The organism is Enterococcus sp. AZ119 (assembly GCF_050546175.1).
Taxonomy (GTDB): domain Bacteria; phylum Bacillota; class Bacilli; order Lactobacillales; family Enterococcaceae; genus Enterococcus; species Enterococcus faecalis.
In genome coordinates this window covers 1,806,732-1,827,679 of sequence record NZ_CP172951.1, presented here as the reverse complement: position 1 = coordinate 1,827,679, position 20,948 = coordinate 1,806,732, and the positions used below count along the sequence as shown (strand labels likewise).

General features: G+C 35.9%; 18 protein-coding genes. 17 read left to right on the top strand and 1 reads right to left on the bottom strand.

What is annotated here, in order from left to right:
- Positions 1-38: 38 nt before the first annotated feature.
- The 10 genes from IGL37_RS09000 (at position 39) to IGL37_RS08955 (ending at position 8,111) form a co-directional block, all read left to right on the top strand.
- The gene (locus IGL37_RS09000; RefSeq protein WP_080296895.1) at positions 39-827 is read left to right on the top strand and encodes a glycosyltransferase family 2 protein; all 789 of its coding nucleotides are present in this window, start codon (positions 39-41) and stop codon (positions 825-827) included.
- Entirely contained in the window at positions 827-1,654 is an 828-nt protein-coding gene (locus IGL37_RS08995) for a glycosyltransferase (protein ID WP_002370382.1), read from the top strand. The genes IGL37_RS09000 and IGL37_RS08995 overlap by 1 nt, the downstream gene beginning before the upstream one ends.
- Positions 1,655-1,657: 3 nt before the next feature.
- The gene (locus IGL37_RS08990; protein WP_002362119.1) at positions 1,658-2,371 is read left to right on the top strand and encodes a glycosyltransferase family 2 protein; all 714 of its coding nucleotides are present in this window, start codon (positions 1,658-1,660) and stop codon (positions 2,369-2,371) included.
- Between the two features lie 121 nt (positions 2,372-2,492).
- Complete coding sequence (gene rfbA, locus IGL37_RS08985) at positions 2,493-3,359, top strand: glucose-1-phosphate thymidylyltransferase RfbA (protein ID WP_002364387.1); 867 nt, start codon at positions 2,493-2,495, stop codon at positions 3,357-3,359.
- 12 nt (positions 3,360-3,371) lie between these two features.
- The gene (gene rfbC / locus IGL37_RS08980; RefSeq protein ID WP_002356893.1) at positions 3,372-3,944 is read left to right on the top strand and encodes a dTDP-4-dehydrorhamnose 3,5-epimerase; all 573 of its coding nucleotides are present in this window, start codon (positions 3,372-3,374) and stop codon (positions 3,942-3,944) included.
- A 24-nt stretch (positions 3,945-3,968) separates the two neighbouring features.
- The gene (rfbB, locus tag IGL37_RS08975) at positions 3,969-4,997 is read left to right on the top strand and encodes a dTDP-glucose 4,6-dehydratase (RefSeq protein ID WP_002359895.1); all 1,029 of its coding nucleotides are present in this window, start codon (positions 3,969-3,971) and stop codon (positions 4,995-4,997) included.
- Between the two features lie 92 nt (positions 4,998-5,089).
- A complete protein-coding gene (gene rfbD, locus IGL37_RS08970) occupies positions 5,090-5,932 on the top strand; it encodes a dTDP-4-dehydrorhamnose reductase (protein ID WP_002362114.1) in 843 nt (280 codons plus the stop codon).
- Between the two features lie 58 nt (positions 5,933-5,990).
- Positions 5,991-6,716, top strand: coding sequence for a glycosyltransferase family 2 protein (locus IGL37_RS08965; protein WP_002366952.1), 726 nt, complete (start codon positions 5,991-5,993; stop codon positions 6,714-6,716).
- A complete protein-coding gene (locus IGL37_RS08960; protein WP_002359899.1) occupies positions 6,716-7,081 on the top strand; it encodes a DUF2304 domain-containing protein in 366 nt (121 codons plus the stop codon). Before IGL37_RS08965 ends, IGL37_RS08960 begins: the two co-directional genes overlap by 1 nt.
- Complete coding sequence (locus IGL37_RS08955; protein ID WP_002379613.1) at positions 7,074-8,111, top strand: acyltransferase family protein; 1,038 nt, start codon at positions 7,074-7,076, stop codon at positions 8,109-8,111. The genes IGL37_RS08960 and IGL37_RS08955 overlap by 8 nt, the downstream gene beginning before the upstream one ends.
- Before the next feature lie 46 nt (positions 8,112-8,157).
- Here the strand turns inward: IGL37_RS08955 and IGL37_RS08950 are convergent, their stop codons facing one another.
- Positions 8,158-8,499, bottom strand: coding sequence for an EamA family transporter (locus tag IGL37_RS08950; RefSeq protein WP_002356899.1), 342 nt, complete (start codon positions 8,497-8,499; stop codon positions 8,158-8,160).
- A gap of 247 nt (positions 8,500-8,746) precedes the next feature.
- Here IGL37_RS08950 and IGL37_RS08945 point away from each other — a divergent pair, with 247 nt between their 5' ends.
- The 7 genes from IGL37_RS08945 (at position 8,747) to IGL37_RS08915 (ending at position 20,894) form a co-directional block, all read left to right on the top strand.
- Positions 8,747-9,541 (top strand): ABC transporter permease, encoded by a 795-nt coding sequence (locus IGL37_RS08945; RefSeq protein ID WP_002356900.1) that lies wholly within the window; start codon positions 8,747-8,749, stop codon positions 9,539-9,541.
- A 12-nt stretch (positions 9,542-9,553) separates the two neighbouring features.
- Positions 9,554-10,771 (top strand): ABC transporter ATP-binding protein, encoded by a 1,218-nt coding sequence (locus IGL37_RS08940; protein ID WP_033598744.1) that lies wholly within the window; start codon positions 9,554-9,556, stop codon positions 10,769-10,771.
- Positions 10,761-13,904 carry a glycosyltransferase gene (locus IGL37_RS08935; protein ID WP_016627589.1) on the top strand — a complete coding sequence of 1,048 codons (3,144 nt, stop codon included), beginning with the start codon at positions 10,761-10,763 and terminating at the stop codon, positions 13,902-13,904. Before IGL37_RS08940 ends, IGL37_RS08935 begins: the two co-directional genes overlap by 11 nt.
- Positions 13,905-13,915: 11 nt before the next feature.
- Positions 13,916-16,057 carry a glycosyltransferase family 2 protein gene (locus tag IGL37_RS08930; protein ID WP_010709669.1) on the top strand — a complete coding sequence of 714 codons (2,142 nt, stop codon included), beginning with the start codon at positions 13,916-13,918 and terminating at the stop codon, positions 16,055-16,057.
- Entirely contained in the window at positions 16,058-18,061 is a 2,004-nt protein-coding gene (locus IGL37_RS08925; protein WP_174088284.1) for a DUF7657 domain-containing protein, read from the top strand.
- 28 nt (positions 18,062-18,089) lie between these two features.
- Entirely contained in the window at positions 18,090-19,391 is a 1,302-nt protein-coding gene (locus tag IGL37_RS08920) for an EpaQ family protein (protein ID WP_002378510.1), read from the top strand.
- A 105-nt stretch (positions 19,392-19,496) separates the two neighbouring features.
- Positions 19,497-20,894 carry a sugar transferase gene (locus IGL37_RS08915; protein WP_002356909.1) on the top strand — a complete coding sequence of 466 codons (1,398 nt, stop codon included), beginning with the start codon at positions 19,497-19,499 and terminating at the stop codon, positions 20,892-20,894.
- Positions 20,895-20,948: the final 54 nt, after the last annotated feature.

The following is a 20,948-nucleotide window of genomic DNA, read 5'->3' as shown; positions in this document are numbered from 1 at the left end:
GCTTTTTTTTTAAGACGATGTTTCAGTAGTAAGGAGAAATGAGCATGCAAGAAATGGTAACAATCTCGATTGTCACTTATAATAGTCGTTACATTTTTAATGTACTAGACCAATTAAAAGCCGAACTGGGTACTGATAGTATCTATGATATTCATATCTATGACAATCATTCTGAAACAGCGTATCTTGAAAAATTAGCAACATATGAACCATTTATTACTATCCATCGCGCTGAAGAAAATCAAGGGTTTGGTCATGGTCATAATCAAGTGTTATTCAATGCTTCGACAAAGTATGCAATTATTTTTAATCCCGATGTTTTGGTTACTAAAGACGTGCTTGATCGTCTATTAGACCGTATCAAAATAGATAAGAACATTGCAGTCGTTAGCCCTAAAGTGCTAAATGAAGATGGCACGACGCAATATTTAGTTCGTCAAAAATTAGATGTTTTCGATTATATATTACGTTTTATTCCCTTTCAATTTGTAAAGAAAATTTTTGATAAACGTTTGAGTATTTATGAATGTCGCGATTTGTCGGATACAGAAACAACGGATATTAAAATGGGCTCAGGCTGTTTTATGTTGATTGATCGTGAAAAATTCGTTGAAATTGGTGGGTTCGATGAACGTTTCTTCATGTACTTTGAAGACAACGATTTATGTTTACGTTTTGGCAAAGCAGGCTATCGGATTCTCTATACGCCTTTTGAAACGGTTGTTCACATGTATGAAAAGGGCGCCCATAAAAGTCGAAAATTGTTTAAAATCTTTATGCAATCAATGGGGAAATTTTTTAACAAATGGGGCTGGAGGTTCTTTTAATGAGTCAAAGATTAGCGGTAGTCATCGTCTTATATCAAATGAAAATGGCTGATACGCCGAATTATTTGTTATTAAAAGAAGTGGTAGATCACCCCGAATTGCACTTATTTATTTATGACAACAGCCCACTTCCTCAAGAAGATGCATTATTTTTACAACAAAATGTTACTTATCGACATAATCCTGATAATCCAGGACTAGCGACCGCTTATAATGAAGCGATTGCTTTTAGTCAAACGAATCAATGTGAATTATTGTTGCTCCTTGACCAAGACACAGAAGTGCCAGCTTCTTATTTTGATACGTTGATCATCATGCCGTTAGATCCGACTGTGGCAGTCTATGTTCCAATTGTAGAAGCAAATGGACAACAAATTTCGCCAGTTTATAGTGATCAATATGTTGGACTTAAAGGAGCAAAGCCAACAGCAGGGATAGCCAACCAACCGTTGATGGCTATCAATTCTGGTACAGTCATTACGGCAGAAACACTGCGCTGGTTGGAAGGATTTTCGGAAGAATTTCCTTTGGACTATTTAGACCATTGGTTCTTTTATCAATTGAATCAAGCCAATAAAAAGATTGAAGTCTTACCAATCCACCTAAAACAAGAATTGTCTGTTTTAGATTATCGTACAATGAGTCCTCAACGTTATCGCTCTATTATTGAAGCAGAAACGTTATTTTATCGTCGATATGATCAAGAAAAGTTTTCCCATCATCGACGCCATTTATTTTTACGCAGTAGTAAGCAATTTTTAACTGTCAAAAATCGCCAAATTTGGCGGCAAACATTGGCAGAATTTCTCAAGTTAATGAAAGGATAATCTATGATCTCAGTTTGTATTGCGACATATAATGGAGAAAAATATCTCGCGGAACAATTAGATAGTATTCTTTTACAAGTCAGTGAAGAAGATGAACTAATTATTTCAGATGATGGTTCTACTGATCATACGTTGGAAATTTTGAGAACGTATGCAGCGAATTATCCCCAAATTCAATTGTTACAAGGTCCAGGGCAAGGAGTGATTGCTAATTTTGCATTTGCGCTTACGCATACGAAAGGCGAAGTAATATTTTTAGCAGATCAAGATGACGTTTGGTTGCCAAATAAAGTAACGACAGTGACAGAATATTTTGAAACGCACCCTGACATCCAAGTGGTTATTAGTGACTTGAAAATTGTTGATGCGGATTTACAAGTTACCAATCCCTCTTATTTTAAGTTTCGAAAAGTCAAACCAGGGTTTTGGCGAAATGCGATAAAAAGTGGCTATATTGGGGCAGGTATGGCCTTTCGTCAAGAGATGAAAAACGTCATTTTACCCATTCCGCCAGAAGTTCCTATGCACGATATGTGGATTGGCTTATTAGCTGCACGGAAAAAGCAAACGGGCCTCATTAAAGAACCATTAGTGCTTTACCGAAGACATGGAGCGAATGTCAGCCCTATTATTACCAAAACAAGTTTCCAACAAAAATTAAATTGGCGTGTGAATTTATTAAAAGCTTTACATCAGCGTTTAAAGGAACAACGCTAAACTTTTACAGATTTGTAAAATTTACGTAAAAAACATGACAAACCCTATGCTTAATGCGATAATAGGGAAGGATATTTGGTTTTATAGAAACTAAAAATAGAAGTATTTAAGGAGATTGTTCATGAAAGGAATTATTTTAGCAGGCGGAAGCGGGACACGCTTATATCCGTTAACAAAAGCAACATCAAAACAATTAATGCCAATTTACGACAAACCAATGATTTATTACCCAATGTCAACGTTAATGTTGGCGGGAATTAATGAAATTTTGATTATCTCTACACCAGAAGATACACCACGTTTTGAAAGCTTATTCGGCGATGGCCATGATTTAGGCATTCATATCGAATACGCGGTACAAGAAAGCCCAGATGGTTTGGCGCAAGCATTTATTATTGGTGAAGAATTTATTGGTGATGACAGTGTCTGCTTAGTTTTAGGGGACAATATTTATTATGGTGGCGGCTTATCAAAAATGTTGCAACGAGCGGCTTCTAAAGAGTCAGGGGCAACAGTCTTTGGTTACCATGTAAATGATCCAGAGCGTTTCGGCGTGGTAGAATTTGATGAAGAGATGCGGGCGCTTTCTATTGAAGAAAAACCAGCACAACCGAAGTCAAATTACGCAGTGACAGGTTTGTATTTTTACGACAATGAAGTGGTTGAAATTGCAAAAGGGATCAAACCGTCAGAACGTGGGGAATTAGAAATAACAGACGTTAATAAAGTCTACCTTGAAAAAAATAAACTTTCTGTTGAGGTAATGGGCCGTGGCTTTGCTTGGTTAGATACAGGCACACACGAATCCTTATTAGAAGCGTCAACATTTATTGAAACAATTGAAAAACGTCAAAATTTAAAAGTCGCTTGTTTGGAAGAAATTGCTTATCGAATGGGCTATATTACAAAAGAACAATTGGTAGAATTGGCACAACCATTGAAGAAAAATGGCTACGGCCAATACTTGCTACGTTTAGCAGCAGAATAGGAGCGAAGAAACGTGAAAGTTATTGATACAAAATTACAAGATGTCAAAATTATCGAAATGGATGTTTTCGGTGATCATCGTGGCTTTTTTACAGAAAGTTATTCCAAAGCTAAATTTGCAGAACATGGATTAGACTTTGATTTTGTCCAAGATAATCATTCATTATCAACAGAAGCAGGTGTCTTGCGTGGATTGCATTTTCAAAAAGGCGAAGCTGCGCAAACAAAACTAATTCGCGTTGTAACAGGTGCGGTATTAGATGTGATTGTTGATATTCGTAAAGGGAGTCCAACCTATGGCCAATGGGAAGGCTACATTTTATCAGAACATAATCACCGTCAGCTTTTAGTACCAAAAGGTTTTGCTCATGGTTTTGTCACTTTGACACCGAACGTGAACTTTATGTACAAATGTGACAATTACTACAATGCGGCAGCAGACGGCGGTATTGCTTTTAACGATCCAGCGTTAGCTATTGATTGGCCAATTGCGCCAGAAAAAGCGATTACGTCAGAAAAGGATCAAAAACATCCAACCTTAAAAGAATTTGAAGCGGAAAATCCGTTTATCTATGGCGAAATTTAAGAAAAAAGTAGGAGAGTTTCAATTATGAAAAAAATCATCGTAACAGGTGGAGCTGGTTTTATCGGCTCAAATTTTGTTCATTATGTTGTAAAGAATCATCCAGAAGTTCATGTAACTGTATTAGATAAATTAACGTATGCAGGAAATGAAAAAAATCTTGAAGGTCTACCAAGTGATCGCGTGGAATTAGTCGTAGGAGATATCGCTGATGCTGAATTAGTTAATCGTTTAGTCGCTGAAACAGATGCGGTCGTTCACTATGCTGCTGAATCGCATAACGACAACTCATTAAACGACCCATTCCCATTTGTACAAACCAATCTGATTGGGACGTACACATTGATCGAAGCTTGCCGTAAAAACAATGTTCGTTACCACCATGTATCGACTGATGAAGTTTATGGCGATTTACCTTTAAGAGAAGATTTACCAGGACATGGAGAAGGCGAAGGGGAAAAATTCACTGCCGAAACGCCTTACAATCCTTCAAGCCCTTATTCTTCAACAAAAGCAGGATCTGACTTGTTAGTCAAAGCGTGGGTTCGTTCTTTCAACTTACAAGCAACAATTTCAAACTGTTCAAATAACTATGGTCCATATCAACATATTGAAAAATTTATTCCTCGTCAAATTACCAATGTCTTAAGCGGTATTACACCAAAACTTTATGGTGCTGGTAAAAATGTTCGTGACTGGATTCATACAAACGACCATTCTTCGGCTGTTTGGGCAATTTTAACAAAAGGGCAAATTGGCGAAACATATTTAATCGGAGCCGATGGTGAAGAAGACAATAAAACAGTGATGGAATTAATTTTAGAATTAATGGGACAACCTGTTGATGCCTATGAGCATGTCAACGATCGTGCAGGACATGACTTACGTTATGCGATTGATTCAACCAGATTACGCGAAGAATTAGGTTGGGAACCAGAATTCACGAATTTCCGTGAAGGCTTGGCAGAAACAATCAAGTGGTATACAGAAAATGAAGACTGGTGGCGTGCAGATAAAGAAGCTGTTGAAGCAAAATATGCACAAAATGGTCAGTAATTTTTTCTGACATGTGAGATAACAGTCGAAAGGCGATGGCAAAGTACAAAAGCTACTTTGCCCTGCCTTTTTTTCAAGAAGGAGCGAAAATAATGATTTTAATTACTGGTGGAAATGGCCAATTGGGCACAGAATTACGTCACCTATTAGACGAACAAGGAATTGAGTATGTTTCAACGGATTCCACAGAATTAGATATTACTGATGCGGATAGTACGTTGGCAAAAGTGAAAGAAATTCAACCAAACGTCATTTATCATTGTGCTGCTTATACAGCTGTTGATAAAGCAGAAGACGAAGGCAAGGAATTAGATGAAAAAGTGAATGTAGATGGCACACGTCATGTTGCAGAAGCTGCTAAAGCAGTGGGGGCGACACTTGTTTACGTAAGTACAGATTATATTTTTGATGGAACTAAAAAAGAAGGCGTCTATGCGATTGATGATCAACCGAATCCTTTAAATGAGTATGGTCGGACGAAGTTATTAGGTGAACAAGCGGTACAAGAAATCCTGGACGACTATTATATTATTCGAACATCATGGGTATTTGGTCAATACGGTCATAACTTTGTCTTTACCATGCAAAAATTAGCGGAAACAAGAGACCAACTAACGGTAGTGGACGATCAGTTTGGCCGCCCAACTTGGACAAGAACGTTAGCCGAATTTATGGCATTTGTTATTGCAGAAAAAGCGCCATTTGGTGTTTATCATTTGTCTAATGAAAACAGCTGTAGCTGGTATCAGTTTGCTAAAGAAATTTTAAAAGATACTGAAGTGGAAGTACTGCCAGTGGATTCAACTCAATTTCCACAAAAGGCGCAAAGACCACAATATTCTGTCATGGATTTAAGTAAAACAGAAGCGTTAGGCTTTAAAATTCCTACTTGGCAAGAAGCCTTAGCACAAATGTTAGAAAATGTTCAACAATAAATTGTTTTGTGTAAGTGAGGGGTTTTGTTAGAGAAAAAGTGGAAAGGTGTTTCTCTTTATGAAGGTACTTTTAATCATTCCTGCTTACAATGAGGAAGAAAACATTTTGCGGACGATTGCTTCCATTGAAACATTTAAACAGGAAGTTACGCATTTTCAACATGAATTGGATTATGTGGTAATTAATGATGGCTCGACAGATGGAACCAAACAAATTTTAGAAGCCAACCAAATTAATGCCATTCATTTAGTGTTGAATTTAGGTATTGGCGGGGCGGTACAGACCGGCTATAAATATGCCTTAGAAAATGAGTATGATGTTGCGGTTCAGTTTGATGGTGATGGTCAACATGATATCAATAGTTTACCTATTTTACTGGAACCATTAGCAGAGGGTAAATGTGATTTTTCGATTGGCTCTCGTTTCATTCCTGGAAACGAAGCGGCTTTTCAAAGTACGAAAATGCGCCGTTTTGGTATTCGTTTGTTATCTTTTTGCATTCGAATGGCTTCTGGTAAAACAATTTATGATGTGACTTCAGGGTATCGAGCAGGAAATCGGAAAGTGATTGCTTTTTTTGCAAAGCGTTATCCGACAAATTATCCTGAGCCAGAATCGATTGTTCACTTAATTAAAAAACGTTTTGTGATTGTTGAAAGACCTGTCAATATGATGGAACGGCTTGGTGGTGTTTCTTCGATTCGTGCCTTGGCTTCTGTGAAGTATATGCTGGAAGTCGGCTCAGCAATTCTGATTGCTGCCTTTATGAAGGAGGGAGATTAATGCTACCAACCGTGTTATGGCTAGCTTTATTTTTATTTGCAATTGGCTTTTTCTTATACATTATTCGAGGAATTAATAAAAATATTTTTCTCCTAAAAAATGCTTTGATTTGGTTATTAATCTCAATTGTCTTAATTATTTTTGCTATTTTCCCGCATGTGGCAGAATGGTTAGCAATGGCCTTTGGGTTTGAAACAACATCAAACTTCTTATTATCAGCTGCGGTGATTGTCCTTTTAATCATGGAAATTAAAAATTCTGTGTTGATTTCAAAACACGAAAATCGCATTAAAACATTATTGCAAGAATTATCTATCATGAAATCTGAAGAAAAATGGGAGAATAGAGAGGGGAAAAATGACTAAAAACAATGATGTATTGGATGCCTTCAAATTTATTGCTGCATTAAGTGTAGTTGGAATTCATACCTTTCCCTCTAAATCTATTTTGGGTAGTGATTTGAAAATATTAGCCCGCTTTTCTGTTCCGTTTTTTTTCATAGTATCTGGATATTTTTTGTTTAAAAAAATTTCTTTTAGAGAAAAAGAAAAAGATAAAAAAATACTATTCAATTATATAAAAAGAATCTTAAAAGTATATCTTTCGTGGTTGATCTTTTACATTCCCTTCTTTATCGTATCTATTATGAATTTTGTTAAAGGGGAAATGGATTTAAGAGGAAAAATATCATTTATACTGAGCATATTATTAGGCTATGTCCCCAGAATAGGTGTTTCTTGGTATTTAATCGCATTAGTAATGAGTGTATTTATTATTTATTACATCCGAAGTTATTTTGGTGAGAAAGTATTATTAACAATTGGAATTGTTAGCTTTCTGATAGGAGTATTTACTTCTACTTATGGTAAGTGGTACTTTGACATTGAATGGATTAAACAAGTGCCTTTTTATGGTTCTATATCTTTTTCGATGATTTCTACGATTTGTTATGTGATTATAGGCTATTTTTTAGCAAACTATGTATTTGAAAAACCTTTAAATAATTTATTCTTAGTTTTAGGTATTGTTATTTTTTCTTATGTAGGACTAAAGGAAGTGAAATTTGCGCAACAATTAGGTGTTTTTTATGATGCACAAAATTATTTTACGTTACCAATAGTTGCTGTGTTAGTGGTTATTTTAAGTTTTAATTTAGAAAATATACGTATTCCTGGAAGTGACTTTTTAAGAAAATCTAGTATTATTATTTATTTAGCGCAAAATCCGATAAAATATTTACTATTTTATGCAGCTAGTCAATTAGGGATTCAAAAGTTAACGTACGATAACTTTAAAACATATGTTGTACAAGTTTTTTTGTTAATTGTTTTTAGTTATATTATCATTAAATTAAGTGAACTGAGACAGTTTTATTGGCTTAAAAATCTATATTAAATAAAACAACAAAGACCTTAAGTTGGAGTTTAAGGTCTTTGTTGTTTTATTTAAGATTCATAATCACAATGCCGACAATAATAACCACAGCACCAATAAGGGCATTCGTTGTGATTGTCTCTTTTAGAATAAGATTTGAAGCAATTAAAATAGCGATGTTTGTACAGGCAACGCCTAAAGGAACAATGTAAGAAACATCGGAACGACTAATAATTAACATCCATAAAATAAAACTAATTAAATAACAAAATAAACCCAATAAAGATATAAGTGAGATATTCATTGAAAAGATTGTTTGTTGGAGTTGGATGTTCAAACTGCTAGAACCTAGTTTAAATAAGACCAGACCAGCAGAAGACAGAAATACGTAAATAATAAAAAGAACCATAATTTCCCTTCTCTCAAAAATAGTTTCCGTGCAAAAAAATGCAAGACCTCCATTATTGTAGCATAATCTCCTAAAAATTGGACAAGATTTTTTAATATAGCGAAATCAGTTAAATTTTTCTTTATAAAAAGGGGTCTACTATTGAAAAGCTAGGCGTTTATCGATAAAATAGAAATGTTGTTTAAAATGGCATTTTTGTATCCAAAAATTTTAGATAAAAATAGTTTATTACGGAAGGAATAAGTATATGTTTAAAGAAACATTTTCAATTTTCAAGAATATTTTTCAGAACAAAAAATTGTTATTACAATTTTCATTTAATGATTTTAAGGCCAAGTATGCTGGTTCAGCACTAGGAATTGTCTGGGCGTTTTTAACGCCATTAGTAACTGTTTTGACGTATTGGTTTGTCTTTTCTGTAGGCCTTCGTTCTAGAGCTGGCGACAATATGCCATTCATTGTCTATTTAGTAACAGGGATGGTACCTTGGTTCTTCTTTTCAGATTCGTTATTATCAGCCACGAATGTGTTTCGTGAATATAGTTATTTAGTTAAAAAAGTCGTGTTTAATGTACAAATTTTACCAACATCTAAAATTTTATCGAACTTGTACACCCACTTGTTTTTCATTCTAATTGGTTTTGTAATTACTACAGCTAACGGTTATTACCCAAGTCTGTACAGTTTGCAATTAATTTACTACTTAGCTTGTTTATTAGTCTTTTTAACAGCAATTACGTGGATTACTGCTTCAACACAACCATTTTTACCTGATATTATGCAATTTATCAATATCATTATGCAAACAGTTATGTGGACATTACCAATTTTATGGCAACCAACTGGAATGATTGCGACAATCTTAAAAATCAATCCATTATATTATATTGTTCAAGGATACCGCGAATCTTATTTAGGCGGTGCATGGTTCTGGGAACATTGGCAATATAGCTTATATTTCTGGGGAGTTACTATTGTTTTACTATTAATTGGCTCAACCGTGTTTAGACGCTTAAAACCACATTTTTCAGATGTATTATAAGGAGAGAACGACATGTCAGAATATGCAATCGATATCCAACATATTACCAAAACATACAACATGTATAAAAAGCCGTCCGATCGGTTTAAAGAAGCGCTTAGTCCAACCAAAAAATCCTACCACGATTTGTTTTATGCGTTAGACGATGTCACGATGCAAATTAAAAAAGGCGAGATGATTGGCTTTGTCGGCGAAAATGGTTCTGGAAAATCAACCATGTTAAAAATTATTACAGGAGTATTAACGCCAACCTCCGGGTCCATGGTGATTAATGGGAAAATTTCAGCGTTGCTTGAATTAGGTTCAGGTTTTAACCCTGAATATTCAGGATATGAAAATATTTTCTTAAATGGAATGGTCTTGGGTTTTTCCCGAGAAGAGATGGAAGAGCGTGTCCAAGATGTCATTGATTTTGCTGACATCGGCGATCATTTGTATCAACCAGTTAAAACGTACTCTAGTGGTATGTTTGTCCGCTTGGCTTTTGCGGTAGCTATTAACGTGGATCCTGATATTTTAATTGTCGATGAAGCGTTGGCTGTCGGGGATTTAGAGTTTCAATTAAAATGTATGGAAAAATTTACGGAAATTAAAAATTCTGGTAAAACAATTTTATTTGTTTCTCACGATGTAAACTCCATCCGCCGTTTTTGTGATAGAACTTTTTGGTTGCAACACGGGAAAGTCGTTGAATATGGAGATACGATGGACGTGACGACCAACTACGAAAACTTTTTGAAAAAGAAATCAATTAAAACGGTTGACCGCGAAGCAACCGTGAAAGATGAAACCCCAACGCCAGATATTATTGAAGTGGATCATGCGGAACTTTTAAACGCGGATTATGAACCATTAGAAATGGTAACGCAAGATGAAAAAGTAATTGTAAAAATTGAATATACTGTCAAAAACGACCAAATTAAGAAGCCTGTTTGTGGGGTCGCTATTCGAACAGTGGACAATCATTATGTCTGTGGCTTAAATACGTTGTTAGATGGCGTGCAAATTCCTTGGAAAAAAGGACGGAATGTTTTTTATTTAGAATATGAAAAAATGTCATTATTAACAGGTGAATATTATTTTGATATTGCTTTCTTTGAGGAACATGCAACAGTCCCATTAGTCTACAAAACAAAATACGTGACGATGTTTATTACCGGTCGTTATGCCGGAGAAGGAATTGTCATCTTAGATCATAAATGGAAGGATACGACAAAAGATGAAGTATGATTTTGAAATGGAAACAGACGAGAGTACCAGTGTTGGGAAAATCGTAGCACAAATCAAAGAAAATAGTGATGTCTTGGAATTTGGTCCAGGTAATGGGCGAATGACTAGCTATTTGATGGAAGAAAAAAAGTGCCAGGTCTCAATTGTTGAATTAGACAAAGAACTTTATGATCATGTCAGTCAATTTTCAACAGATGCCTTTTATGGCAATATTGATGAAAATGATTGGGTCGAATACTTTGCTGGTAAGACGTTTGATTATATCGTTTTTGCAGATGTGTTGGAACATTTAATGAATCCTCAAAGCGCCTTAGCAAAAGTCAAACCGTTTTTAAAACCAGGCGGTCAAATCTTAATCACTTTCCCTAATTTGGCGCATAATTCTGTCTTAATTGATTTATTTAATAATCGTTTAACGTGGAATGAAACTGGGCTGTTGGATGCTACGCATAAATCATTCTATTTACAAGAAGGATTTGAAAAAGTTTTTGCAGAAGTTGGTTTATACATTGCCAAAGAAGATTTTACATTTAATCAAGTTGGCTACAACGAAATTCCTACGACGTATGAAGCGTTACCTGTAGAAGTACAAGCAGCTTTTAAAGCGCGTCCCTTTGGCGAAGTGTATCAGTACTTTTTTGCCTTGACTGCTGAACCAGTAGAACAGCCAGAGCGAGTGACACCAGTAAATTCATACAATGAAAAAAACGTTCATATTTTAATTAATTGCGGCGAAGAAAAAGAGACTGAGTTGGATCAACCAGTTGATTTACAAAAACCTGAAACAAAACAGTTCCAACTGAAGATACCAGAAGACGTCCAACTGATAAAATTATTCCCAAGTTTAACGGGGGCAATTATTAAATTATCCATGACGATAGACGGCGAGACAGTCCCAGTCGCAGCCACGAATGCTTTTCTGGTACAAGAGAATATCTATTATTTCTTAGATACGCAAGTACCTGTAATCGAAGTAACCGATGCACAAATGGCAGGCAAAGACCTGACAGTAGACATTGATTATTTCTTTGAAGGCAACTATTCAGAACGTGAAAATACCTTTATTCATGCACTGTTAGATGAAAGAAATCAATTTTTAGAAGAAATGAATAAACAGACGGAGACTGCCCCTATGCCTACTGGAAAATATAAACGAATCACGTTAACTAAATTTGATAAAATGATTAATTTAACCATCGATGATATTGCTCGCGATGTAGAAAATAACGTTTCTGTTATCAGAGGGTGGGCGTATGACAAACAAACAAATTATCCGCTAAGATTCAGCATTGCAGAAGCTAGTGAATCAGTCACTTATACGGTGGAAACAGAATACCGTCGTGATGTTATTGATATGTTTGAATTAGAAGGCGATCAAGATTATGGTTTTGTCATTACGATTAAAGATCCAGAAGATTTACCAGCCTACACGCTAAACATTGACACAAAATCAGGCCAGAAGGTTCAATACGTGGTGGAGCGTCCAAACATGGTTCAACCAGGCACAAAATTTGATCGAGCATGGCGTTCGATTCAGACACGTGGTTTGATGGGCTCAGTGAAGTGGTACTTTAAACGACAAGAAAAAGCAGAAGCCCCTGTTGACGTGGAGGCAGTTTTAGCGGAAATTAAAACGTTCCAATTTCAGCCTAAAATTTCTGTCGCTGTGCCTGTTTATAATGTCGAAGAAAAATGGCTTGCAGCGTGCGTTTCTTCTTTACAAAATCAGTACTATGAAAATTGGGAGTTATGTTTAGCAGATGATGCATCGCCAAGCGAACATATTAAGCCCATGCTAGAAAAATATAAAGAACTAGATCAACGAATCAAAGTTATTTATCGCGAAGAAAACGGACATATTTCAGAAGCAACTAACTCAGCTTTGTCAATTGCTACTGGCGATTTTGTTGGTTTCATGGATAACGATGATGAATTAGCGCCACAAGCATTATATGAAGTGGTCAAAGCTTTAAACACAGACCCAACGATTGATTTTCTTTATACTGATGAAGATAAAATTACAGAAAATGGTCGTCGCTTCAACGCGTTTTACAAATCGGACTGGAATCCAGAACTGATTTTAAACCATAATTACATTACACACTTTGTTGTTGTGAAACGTGATTTATTAGAAAAAGTAGGCGGATTGAACTCAGCATATAACGGCGCTCAAGACTATGATTTCGTATTACGAGCAACGGAACAAGCAACGAAAATCAAGCATATTCCTGGTATGATGTATCATTGGCGTGCCATTGAATCATCGACTGCTCTAAACCCTGAAAGCAAAGGTTACGCCTATGTAGCTGGTCAAAAAGCGGTCCAAGCGGCAACGGAACGCCGTGGCTTAAAAGCACAAGTAGAGATTGCCGAATTTTATGGTTCCTATAAAATTAACTATCTTTATGATCATGTGCCGATGGTATCATTGATTATTACGAATGATACAGAGAATATGAGTAGTTACTTACGTCAATTATTAGAAAAAACTGCCTATACAAATTATGAAATTCTATTGCCTGAACGCTTCGAGAATCAAATAAATATCCAAAATGACCGTCTTCGTTATGTTTCAACAGAAACTCGTCATGGCATGATTCAAGCTGCTAAGGGAGAATATGTGGCTTTATTAAATGCTGGATTGGTACCAACGAAAAATGATTGGTTAAAAGAGTTAATGAACATTGGTCAACAAGAGACCTCTGGTTTAGTGACTGGCCGCGTAGTTGACGCACGCTATCGCGTGGAAACGGTGGGAGTATCAGTTGATACAGACAAAGGTCGATTACTTTATCCTGAAAAAGGCACCCCTGGTAAAAGCTTAGGTTACTATTACAGAATTGCTTTACCAAGAAATATTCAAGCAGCAACTGAAGACTGCTTACTATTCAACAAACAACTTTACCTAAATTTAGAAGGAATTAACGAAAACTTAGGAAAAGAGTGGATGGGTGTCGATTTATCGTTACAATTTGCTAGCGCTGGTAAACGAAATGTATATGTGTCCTATGCAATTTTGAAAGCAGACGAAAAAATGCAAAACCATGATAAAAAAGGATCTTATAAAGAACTTGCGGAAAAATGGACCGCGGAAGCTTTAGTTGATCCCTACCGAAACCCGAAACATCTATAAGGAGAATGCACATGAATGAAGACATTAAGGTGATCTTTGATAGTATCTATCGCGACAAAACAACAAATAATTTAACCATTACAGGTTGGGCGTTGGATACAATCACTAAAGAAAGCCCAACTTTCACAATTAATAATGAAAACCAAGTGTCCGCTTATAACATTCAGCGCGTTTTACGTGAAGATGTTAATCAAATTTATCAAACAGAGCCTGCGATTGAAGCTGGCTTTGTTGTTACACTTGAAGGAATTAAACAAAAAAAAGTACTCCCTTTTCATTTTCAATCATCAGCACATGTTGTAACGGTGGATTTTCCCTTGAATAAAAAATATCCAGTGATTCCAGGGACAGAAGATAAAGTGACTCGTCTTTGGATAAAAGCCAAAAAAGGATTTAAGTATATGGCTAAAAATGGTATTTCTCATACCATTCAACGAGCGAAAATTGAGAAACTGAGAAATCAAGCTTCGTATCCTAACTGGTTAGCTAGAAATGAAGTACTAGACATAGAAGCGATGACACAAGAAATCGCAACATTTCATTACCAACCTAAAATTTCCATTGCGATGCCAGTGTATAATGTTGAAGAAAAATGGCTTCGGTTGTGCATTGATTCTATTTTGAATCAAGTCTATACTAATTGGGAATTATGTATGGCCGATGACGCCTCAACAGATCCCAATGTCAAAAAGATTTTAACAGAGTACCAACAATTGGATGAGCGAATTCGGGTCGTCTTTCGTGAACAAAATGGTCATATTTCCGAAGCGACCAACTCTGCTTTAGCGATTGCTACAGGAGAATTTGTCGCCTTACTAGACAACGATGATGAATTAGCAATCAATGCTTTTTATGAAGTGGTTAAAGTGCTGAATGAAAACCCAGAACTGGACTTAATTTATAGTGATGAAGATAAGATTGACATGGATGGAAATCGTTCTGATCCAGCCTTTAAACCAGATTGGTCACCTGATTTACTTTTAGGAACGAATTACATTTCGCATTTAGGCGTGTATCGTCGGAGTATTCTAGAAGAAATTGGCGGCTTTCGAAAAGGTTACGAAGGTTCTCAAGACTACGATTTAGTCTTAAGATTTACTGAAAAAACGACAAAAGAACGCATCAAACATATTCCAAAAGTTCTTTACTATTGGCGGATGCTGCCAACCTCAACAGCAGTGGATCAAGGCTCCAAAGGTTATGCTTTTGAAGCGGGGCTAAGAGCCGTGCAAGATGCGCTCGTTCGTCGAGGAATTAATGGTCATGCAACGCATGGGGCGGCGAATGGCTTATACGATGTTTATTATGACATTGAATCTGAAAAGTTAGTCTCAATTATTATTCCAACTAAAAATGGCTATAAAGACGTACAACGTTGTGTTTCATCGATTATTGAAAAAACAACCTACCAAAATTACGAGATTATTATGGCTGATAATGGAAGTACAGATCCAAAAATGCACGAATTATATGCAGAATTTGAACAACAATTACCTGGTCGCTTTTTCGTTGAATCAATCGATATTCCATTCAATTTCTCAACTATTAACAATCGTGCAGCGAAAAAAGCGCACGGAGAGTATCTATTATTTTTAAATAATGATACCGAAGTGATTACAGAGAATTGGTTAACCTTGATGGTTTCATTTGCTCAGCAAGAACGGATTGGCTGTGTAGGTGCGAAATTATTGTATCCAAATAATACGGTCCAACACGCAGGCGTTATTTTAGGATTAGGTGGTGTTGCTGGACATGGTCATTATGGTTATCCCCATGGTGACTTAGGCTATTTTGGTCGGTTAGCTATTAATGTTAATTATTCAGCAGTAACTGCCGCATGCTTACTTATGAAAAAAGCAGATTTTGATGCAGTTGGTGGTTTTGAAGAAGCGTTTACTGTAGCTTTCAATGATGTTGATTTATGCCTGAAAGTCCAAGCTTTAGGACGTGACAACGTCTGGCTTCATGAAGCAGAGCTTTATCATTTTGAATCTCAAACTCGTGGATATGATGATAAAGGCAAAAAGAAAAAACGTTTTGAACAAGAAAAAGTGATGATGGAAGAAAAATGGGGACCTTTAATTGAAAATGATCCATTTTATAATCCTAATCTGACAAGGGATATTCCCAACTTTTCATTACGAATTGACTAGATGCAATTGCGGATGACGAAATGGAGCGAAAAGATGGAACAACAACTAACTACAAGAAAAGAAAAACAACCATTACGCAACCAAGCTGAGCAGAGCGCTCGCTTGGTTGATCATTTGTTACGCTGGCGCTATCTGCTAGCGGCAGTCATTTTTATTTTACTGGTAGCCTTTAAAGTCCATGGTAGTTCATTAAACATGTGGGATGCGTATGTTTCTGAATATGCAGATGGTCAAAAAAGTTCATTAATTGCTGGTGAACCAAGAGGTGTTCGCTCGGATGAATGGCTCGTTCAAACCCCATTTAGCCTCTCACAAACACAAACAGGTTTGAAAACACATAATGATGTGATTACGTTAAATGGGCAAGACATGGTGGTAGGCTATAATTCACCAGCGTGGAATTTGGCCACGTTAGCGAAACCTTTTACGTGGGGCTATGTACTATTAGGCAAAGAATATGGCTTATCATGGTATTGGAATCTTAAATTAATTGGCTTAATTTTATTTTCTTTTGAAATTGGCTTGATCGTCACACGGCGGAATAAATATTTAGCTTTGTTAGCAAGTGTTTGGATTCCGTTTTCTTCGGCCCTTCAATGGTGGTTTGTCTCGCCAGTTGGAGATTTAGTATTTTTTGGCTTAGGTTTTTTAGTGGGAATTTATAATTATTTCTATTATCATAGTAGTGTTCGACGTCGTGTCATTTGTGCGATAACGGCTGTTATTATGGCCTCAGGATTTGTTTTAGTTATTTATCCTGCGTTACAAGTACCACTTGGTTATTTGATTTTATTATTTTTAATTTTATTCTTTTTAGAATTTCGTAAAAAAATTAAGTTGGATAAGTGGGATGGGGTCCTGATAGGTGGGGCACTCTTGATGACGGCGATTATTGTTGGCGGATCGCTATATGGCTCATTGGATTCCTTAAAAGCAGTAATGGATACCGCTTATCCAGGAAAACGGGTAAGTTTAGGTGGCGATATGCCTAAACGCGATATTTTGTTATTTTTAACAAATTGGAAAATGCCGTTTCAAGATGTTCCATATTCCAATAATTCGGAAATCAGTAGTTTTTATCAATTATTTTTTGTTATTTTGCCGCTCTCACCATTTATTTTTTATAAAAAAATCAAAGAAAACATTTACGGTTTTGTCTTATTCGTGTATTGTTTATTTAACTTAGTTTGGATGAGCGTGCAATTTCCAACAATTTTTGCTAAGTTGACATTGTGGTCTTATGTGCCAGAACAACGGGCGATGTTATCCTTCGGGTTTGCCGCTGTGTTGTTAAGTTTATGGTTCATCGATTATTTATGGAATCGCCAAGCAAAAATTCCAATGATGGTCTGGTTAGGGGCGCTAGGATTAAATGTTGTTCTGTATTTCTTTGTTTTATATACGGGCAATTTACGGTTATACGTTACACGAATGGACATCATTGGTGTCTTAGTTGTCGCTACCGTTTTAATTGTTGCTTTATTTAAACGTTGGCGCACGTTATTTGTCCTTGTCTTATTAGGAATCATTATGGTTTCTGGTGCCTTTGTTAATCCAATTTCTCGAGGCGTTTCTGCTGTCTATGGTAAAAAATTAGCGGTAGAAGTGGAAGAAATTAACAAAAAAGACCCCAACCAATTGTGGGTGGGCGAACGCTTGATGTATGGCTATTTGCCAATGTTAGGTGTGCATACATTTAACGGTGTTGCTTTTACACCTGACTTAGAGGCTTGGAAACCATTAGATCCAAAAGGAAAAGACACATTTATTTATAATCGCTATGCGCACATCAATGTTGAAGTAGGAAATCAGGCCCCTGTTTTAGAGTTGATGCAAAAAGATGCGATTATTGCTCGTTTATCTCCAGAAAAATTAAAAGAATATGGGATTAAATATGCGGTCGTTTATAAACCATTAGAACCGTTAGACACACCAACGATTCATTTTGAAAAATTATATGGACCTGATCAGAACGGGGCATATATTTATCGAATAAACGACTAGTGATTCATTCATGGAATGAGGTTTGAATATGGGAAAAGTATTGAATAGAATCGGTCGACTTATTTTATTAGTAACAATGATCGGCTCGTATACGATGTGGGTCGTAGGAATTGATGCGCCAGTCACAAAATATATGTATGCCAATAGTTCAATTTTATTATTAATAGCAGTAATACTTGTACTGCTATTAAATTGTACGAAATTAAAATTTATTGACTGGCTAACCGTTGCGTTGGCGTTAGCCACCTGGCTCTTGTTTCACTTTACGGAATCAATCCGTCATAGCACAATGCAAACAGATACAATGATTCCTTTAATTATTTTGTTGGTCCTTTGTTTTAAAGTTTGTGTCTTTGACCGTGTGGATCAAACGCTTTTATTAATTGTCTCTTTAGTTGCTTTGAGTGCGACTTTGTATCGGATGTCCGTGGAGTTGCCTCAGTTGATTCCAGCAGACGAAATTTTTAAAGAATCAAATAAACTAGAAAGTATTTGGATTAATACCAATACGATTGGTGCAACGTTGATGTTTTCAACAATGATGGCCAGTAGTTTGATCAAAGCATATAGAAATAAGGTTTTTAACCTGCTGCTTTTACCTGTATACATTGGTGGTGTTTTAGGTACATGGGTCAGTCAATCCAAAACCTCTTTTGCCATTTTAGTTGGTTTTATTCTGGTGGATAATCTTTTACCAAAACGTTTCTTGCAACGTTCGAAAGTTTGGCTATTTGGTTTTGTCGGAGTAGCTGCATTGGGACCATTGTTATTTTACTTATGTGCGGAATCGGATACTGTTGATTTATTTACAGGAAGAGAACGAATTTGGCATGAGTTTTTTGCTAAATGGTTATCTGATCCTCAACATATTAAAGTCGGTATGGAGCCTTTTGTGGCCTCATGGAAACCGCTGGGGACACATAATGCTTTTCTATTTACGTTAAGTAATTTTGGTGTCATTGGCTATCTGATTTTATTTGGTTTTTTAGTCAGTATGATTTTATTGATTGGTTTCCGCAAAAAAACATTGGATCGTTTGCAAGTTAGTTTACTTTTAGGCTTCCTTTTAATCTGGATTCATTCATTTATGGAAGATATTTTATTAGCGCCTCATTGGATGCCGATAGTTTATAGTTTCCTTGGGCTAGCCTTCTACTTCCGGCCAGAGAAAAAACGAGGAAGACATGAAAGACCAACGACACCTAAAAGAAGAAAACGAGTGAAACAAACAAGTCCTGTTAGCAATGAAGAGCGCCCGATAGCACCTGTTGACGAAGAGGGCTGGGACCAACCTGAAGAATTAAGTCGTGTCCAAAGACATCGCAGATAATTTTCATCCTATAGAACTTTCTTGTCCGCTGACATTATGGTAATATAGGGGTTGCATGTTATTACAAATAATGTAATTACTGGAAGTGAAGAGAGGAAGTTTTTAATGACATCAAAAAGTGAATGGAGTAATGCAAGACGGATTGTAATTATTTTAGCAGACGTTTTGCTCTATAATTTATCAATCATCTTAGGGTTTATGGTGAAATTTGGCCGAGAAATTCCTTCATTTAACTTTGTGGCTTATGAAAAATCTGCAATTTACATTTCAATCTTTTTTATCTTTTTGAATTTGTTGTTAGGTGCGTATATTTTTTATAATCGCAAAATTAGTGACATCATTTTTGTCACGGTGATTGGTCAAATTTTAATGACTTTAACGATTATGATTGTGACATTTGCCGGACGTTGGTTTACGTTCCCGCGTTCTGTTTTAGGATATTCCTTTATAATCGGAATTATTGTTCTAAGTCTTTGGCGAATTCTTGTTTATTATCTTTACTTAAAGGTCAGCAATGAGCGAAAAGTTGTTTTACTAGGTAAAGAAAATCAAGTCATGCGGTCAATTCAAAACTTTATGTCTGATAAAAATAACAAGCATAAAGTAACGAGCGTTGTTGTCAGCAATTACTATGAAAACTTAAAAAAAATTATCGATGAAATCGATATTGTTTATATTTCAAGTAATGTTGATGAGAACGAAAAAGTAAAATTGTATCAATTAATTGTCAAACACAAGAAAAAAATCTTTTTAGATACAAGTTTTGAAAATCTAATTATGTTAAAACCAAACATGATGAACTTTGAAGATGAAAGTATTATCGAAGTCTCAAATTTTGAAATTCAACCAGAAGAGAATTTTATTAAACGTTTATTCGATATTTTAGTCTCTGTTTGCCTATTTGTGATTACCTCACCCTTAATGCTTATTGCAGCGATTTTAGTCAAAGCAACCTCACCGGGACCAGTGATTTACAAACAAACTCGGATTACATTAGATCAACGTGAGTTCTCGATTTTAAAATTTAGAACGATGTCGGCAACAGCGGAAGCAAAATCAGGTCCAGTGTTATCTACAAGTAATGACAGTCGCGTCACTACAGTTGGTAAATACTTGCGCGCTTTACGTATTGATGAGTTGCCACAACTAATCAATGTTATTCGCGGGGATATGTCCATTGTCGGACCACGTCCTGAACGACCATTCTTTGTTGATCAATTTAATCAGGAAAACCCGAATTACTATTTACGTCACAATGTACGTGCGGGGATTACTGGCTATGCCCAAGTTTATGGGAAGTATGCTTCTGACTACAATAGTAAATTGAACTTTGATTTACTGTACATCAAGAATTATTCATTACTATTGGATATGAAAATTCTGCTTCAAACCATCAAAATTCTCTTTGATAAAGTATCATCAAGAGGATTGGATGAGTCTGAAGAACGTGAAGAATTGACGATGGATTATTGTAAAGAGAATGCTATTAGAATTTACCGTTAAAAGTTTGAGACATAAGTTATTTAAGCTTATGTCTCAAACTTTTTTTGGAAACAA

What these genes read in the sequence shown, in the direction of transcription:
- rfbA (WP_002364387.1), top strand. Translation starts at nt 2,493, where the DNA reads ATGAAAGGAATTATTTTAGCAGGCGGAAGCGGGACACGCTTATATCCG.
- IGL37_RS08920 (WP_002378510.1), top strand. Translation starts at nt 18,090, where the DNA reads ATGGGAAAAGTATTGAATAGAATCGGTCGACTTATTTTATTAGTAACA.
- IGL37_RS08950 (WP_002356899.1), bottom strand. Translation starts at nt 8,499, where the DNA reads ATGGTTCTTTTTATTATTTACGTATTTCTGTCTTCTGCTGGTCTGGTC.
- IGL37_RS09000 (WP_080296895.1), top strand. Translation starts at nt 39, where the DNA reads ATGAGCATGCAAGAAATGGTAACAATCTCGATTGTCACTTATAATAGT.
- IGL37_RS08930 (WP_010709669.1), top strand. Translation starts at nt 13,916, where the DNA reads ATGAATGAAGACATTAAGGTGATCTTTGATAGTATCTATCGCGACAAA.
- IGL37_RS08945 (WP_002356900.1), top strand. Translation starts at nt 8,747, where the DNA reads ATGTTTAAAGAAACATTTTCAATTTTCAAGAATATTTTTCAGAACAAA.
- rfbD (WP_002362114.1), top strand. Translation starts at nt 5,090, where the DNA reads ATGATTTTAATTACTGGTGGAAATGGCCAATTGGGCACAGAATTACGT.
- rfbB (WP_002359895.1), top strand. Translation starts at nt 3,969, where the DNA reads ATGAAAAAAATCATCGTAACAGGTGGAGCTGGTTTTATCGGCTCAAAT.
- IGL37_RS08965 (WP_002366952.1), top strand. Translation starts at nt 5,991, where the DNA reads ATGAAGGTACTTTTAATCATTCCTGCTTACAATGAGGAAGAAAACATT.
- IGL37_RS08995 (WP_002370382.1), top strand. Translation starts at nt 827, where the DNA reads ATGAGTCAAAGATTAGCGGTAGTCATCGTCTTATATCAAATGAAAATG.
- IGL37_RS08960 (WP_002359899.1), top strand. Translation starts at nt 6,716, where the DNA reads ATGCTACCAACCGTGTTATGGCTAGCTTTATTTTTATTTGCAATTGGC.
- IGL37_RS08915 (WP_002356909.1), top strand. Translation starts at nt 19,497, where the DNA reads ATGACATCAAAAAGTGAATGGAGTAATGCAAGACGGATTGTAATTATT.
- IGL37_RS08990 (WP_002362119.1), top strand. Translation starts at nt 1,658, where the DNA reads ATGATCTCAGTTTGTATTGCGACATATAATGGAGAAAAATATCTCGCG.
- IGL37_RS08925 (WP_174088284.1), top strand. Translation starts at nt 16,058, where the DNA reads ATGCAATTGCGGATGACGAAATGGAGCGAAAAGATGGAACAACAACTA.
- IGL37_RS08940 (WP_033598744.1), top strand. Translation starts at nt 9,554, where the DNA reads ATGTCAGAATATGCAATCGATATCCAACATATTACCAAAACATACAAC.
- IGL37_RS08955 (WP_002379613.1), top strand. Translation starts at nt 7,074, where the DNA reads ATGACTAAAAACAATGATGTATTGGATGCCTTCAAATTTATTGCTGCA.
- IGL37_RS08935 (WP_016627589.1), top strand. Translation starts at nt 10,761, where the DNA reads ATGAAGTATGATTTTGAAATGGAAACAGACGAGAGTACCAGTGTTGGG.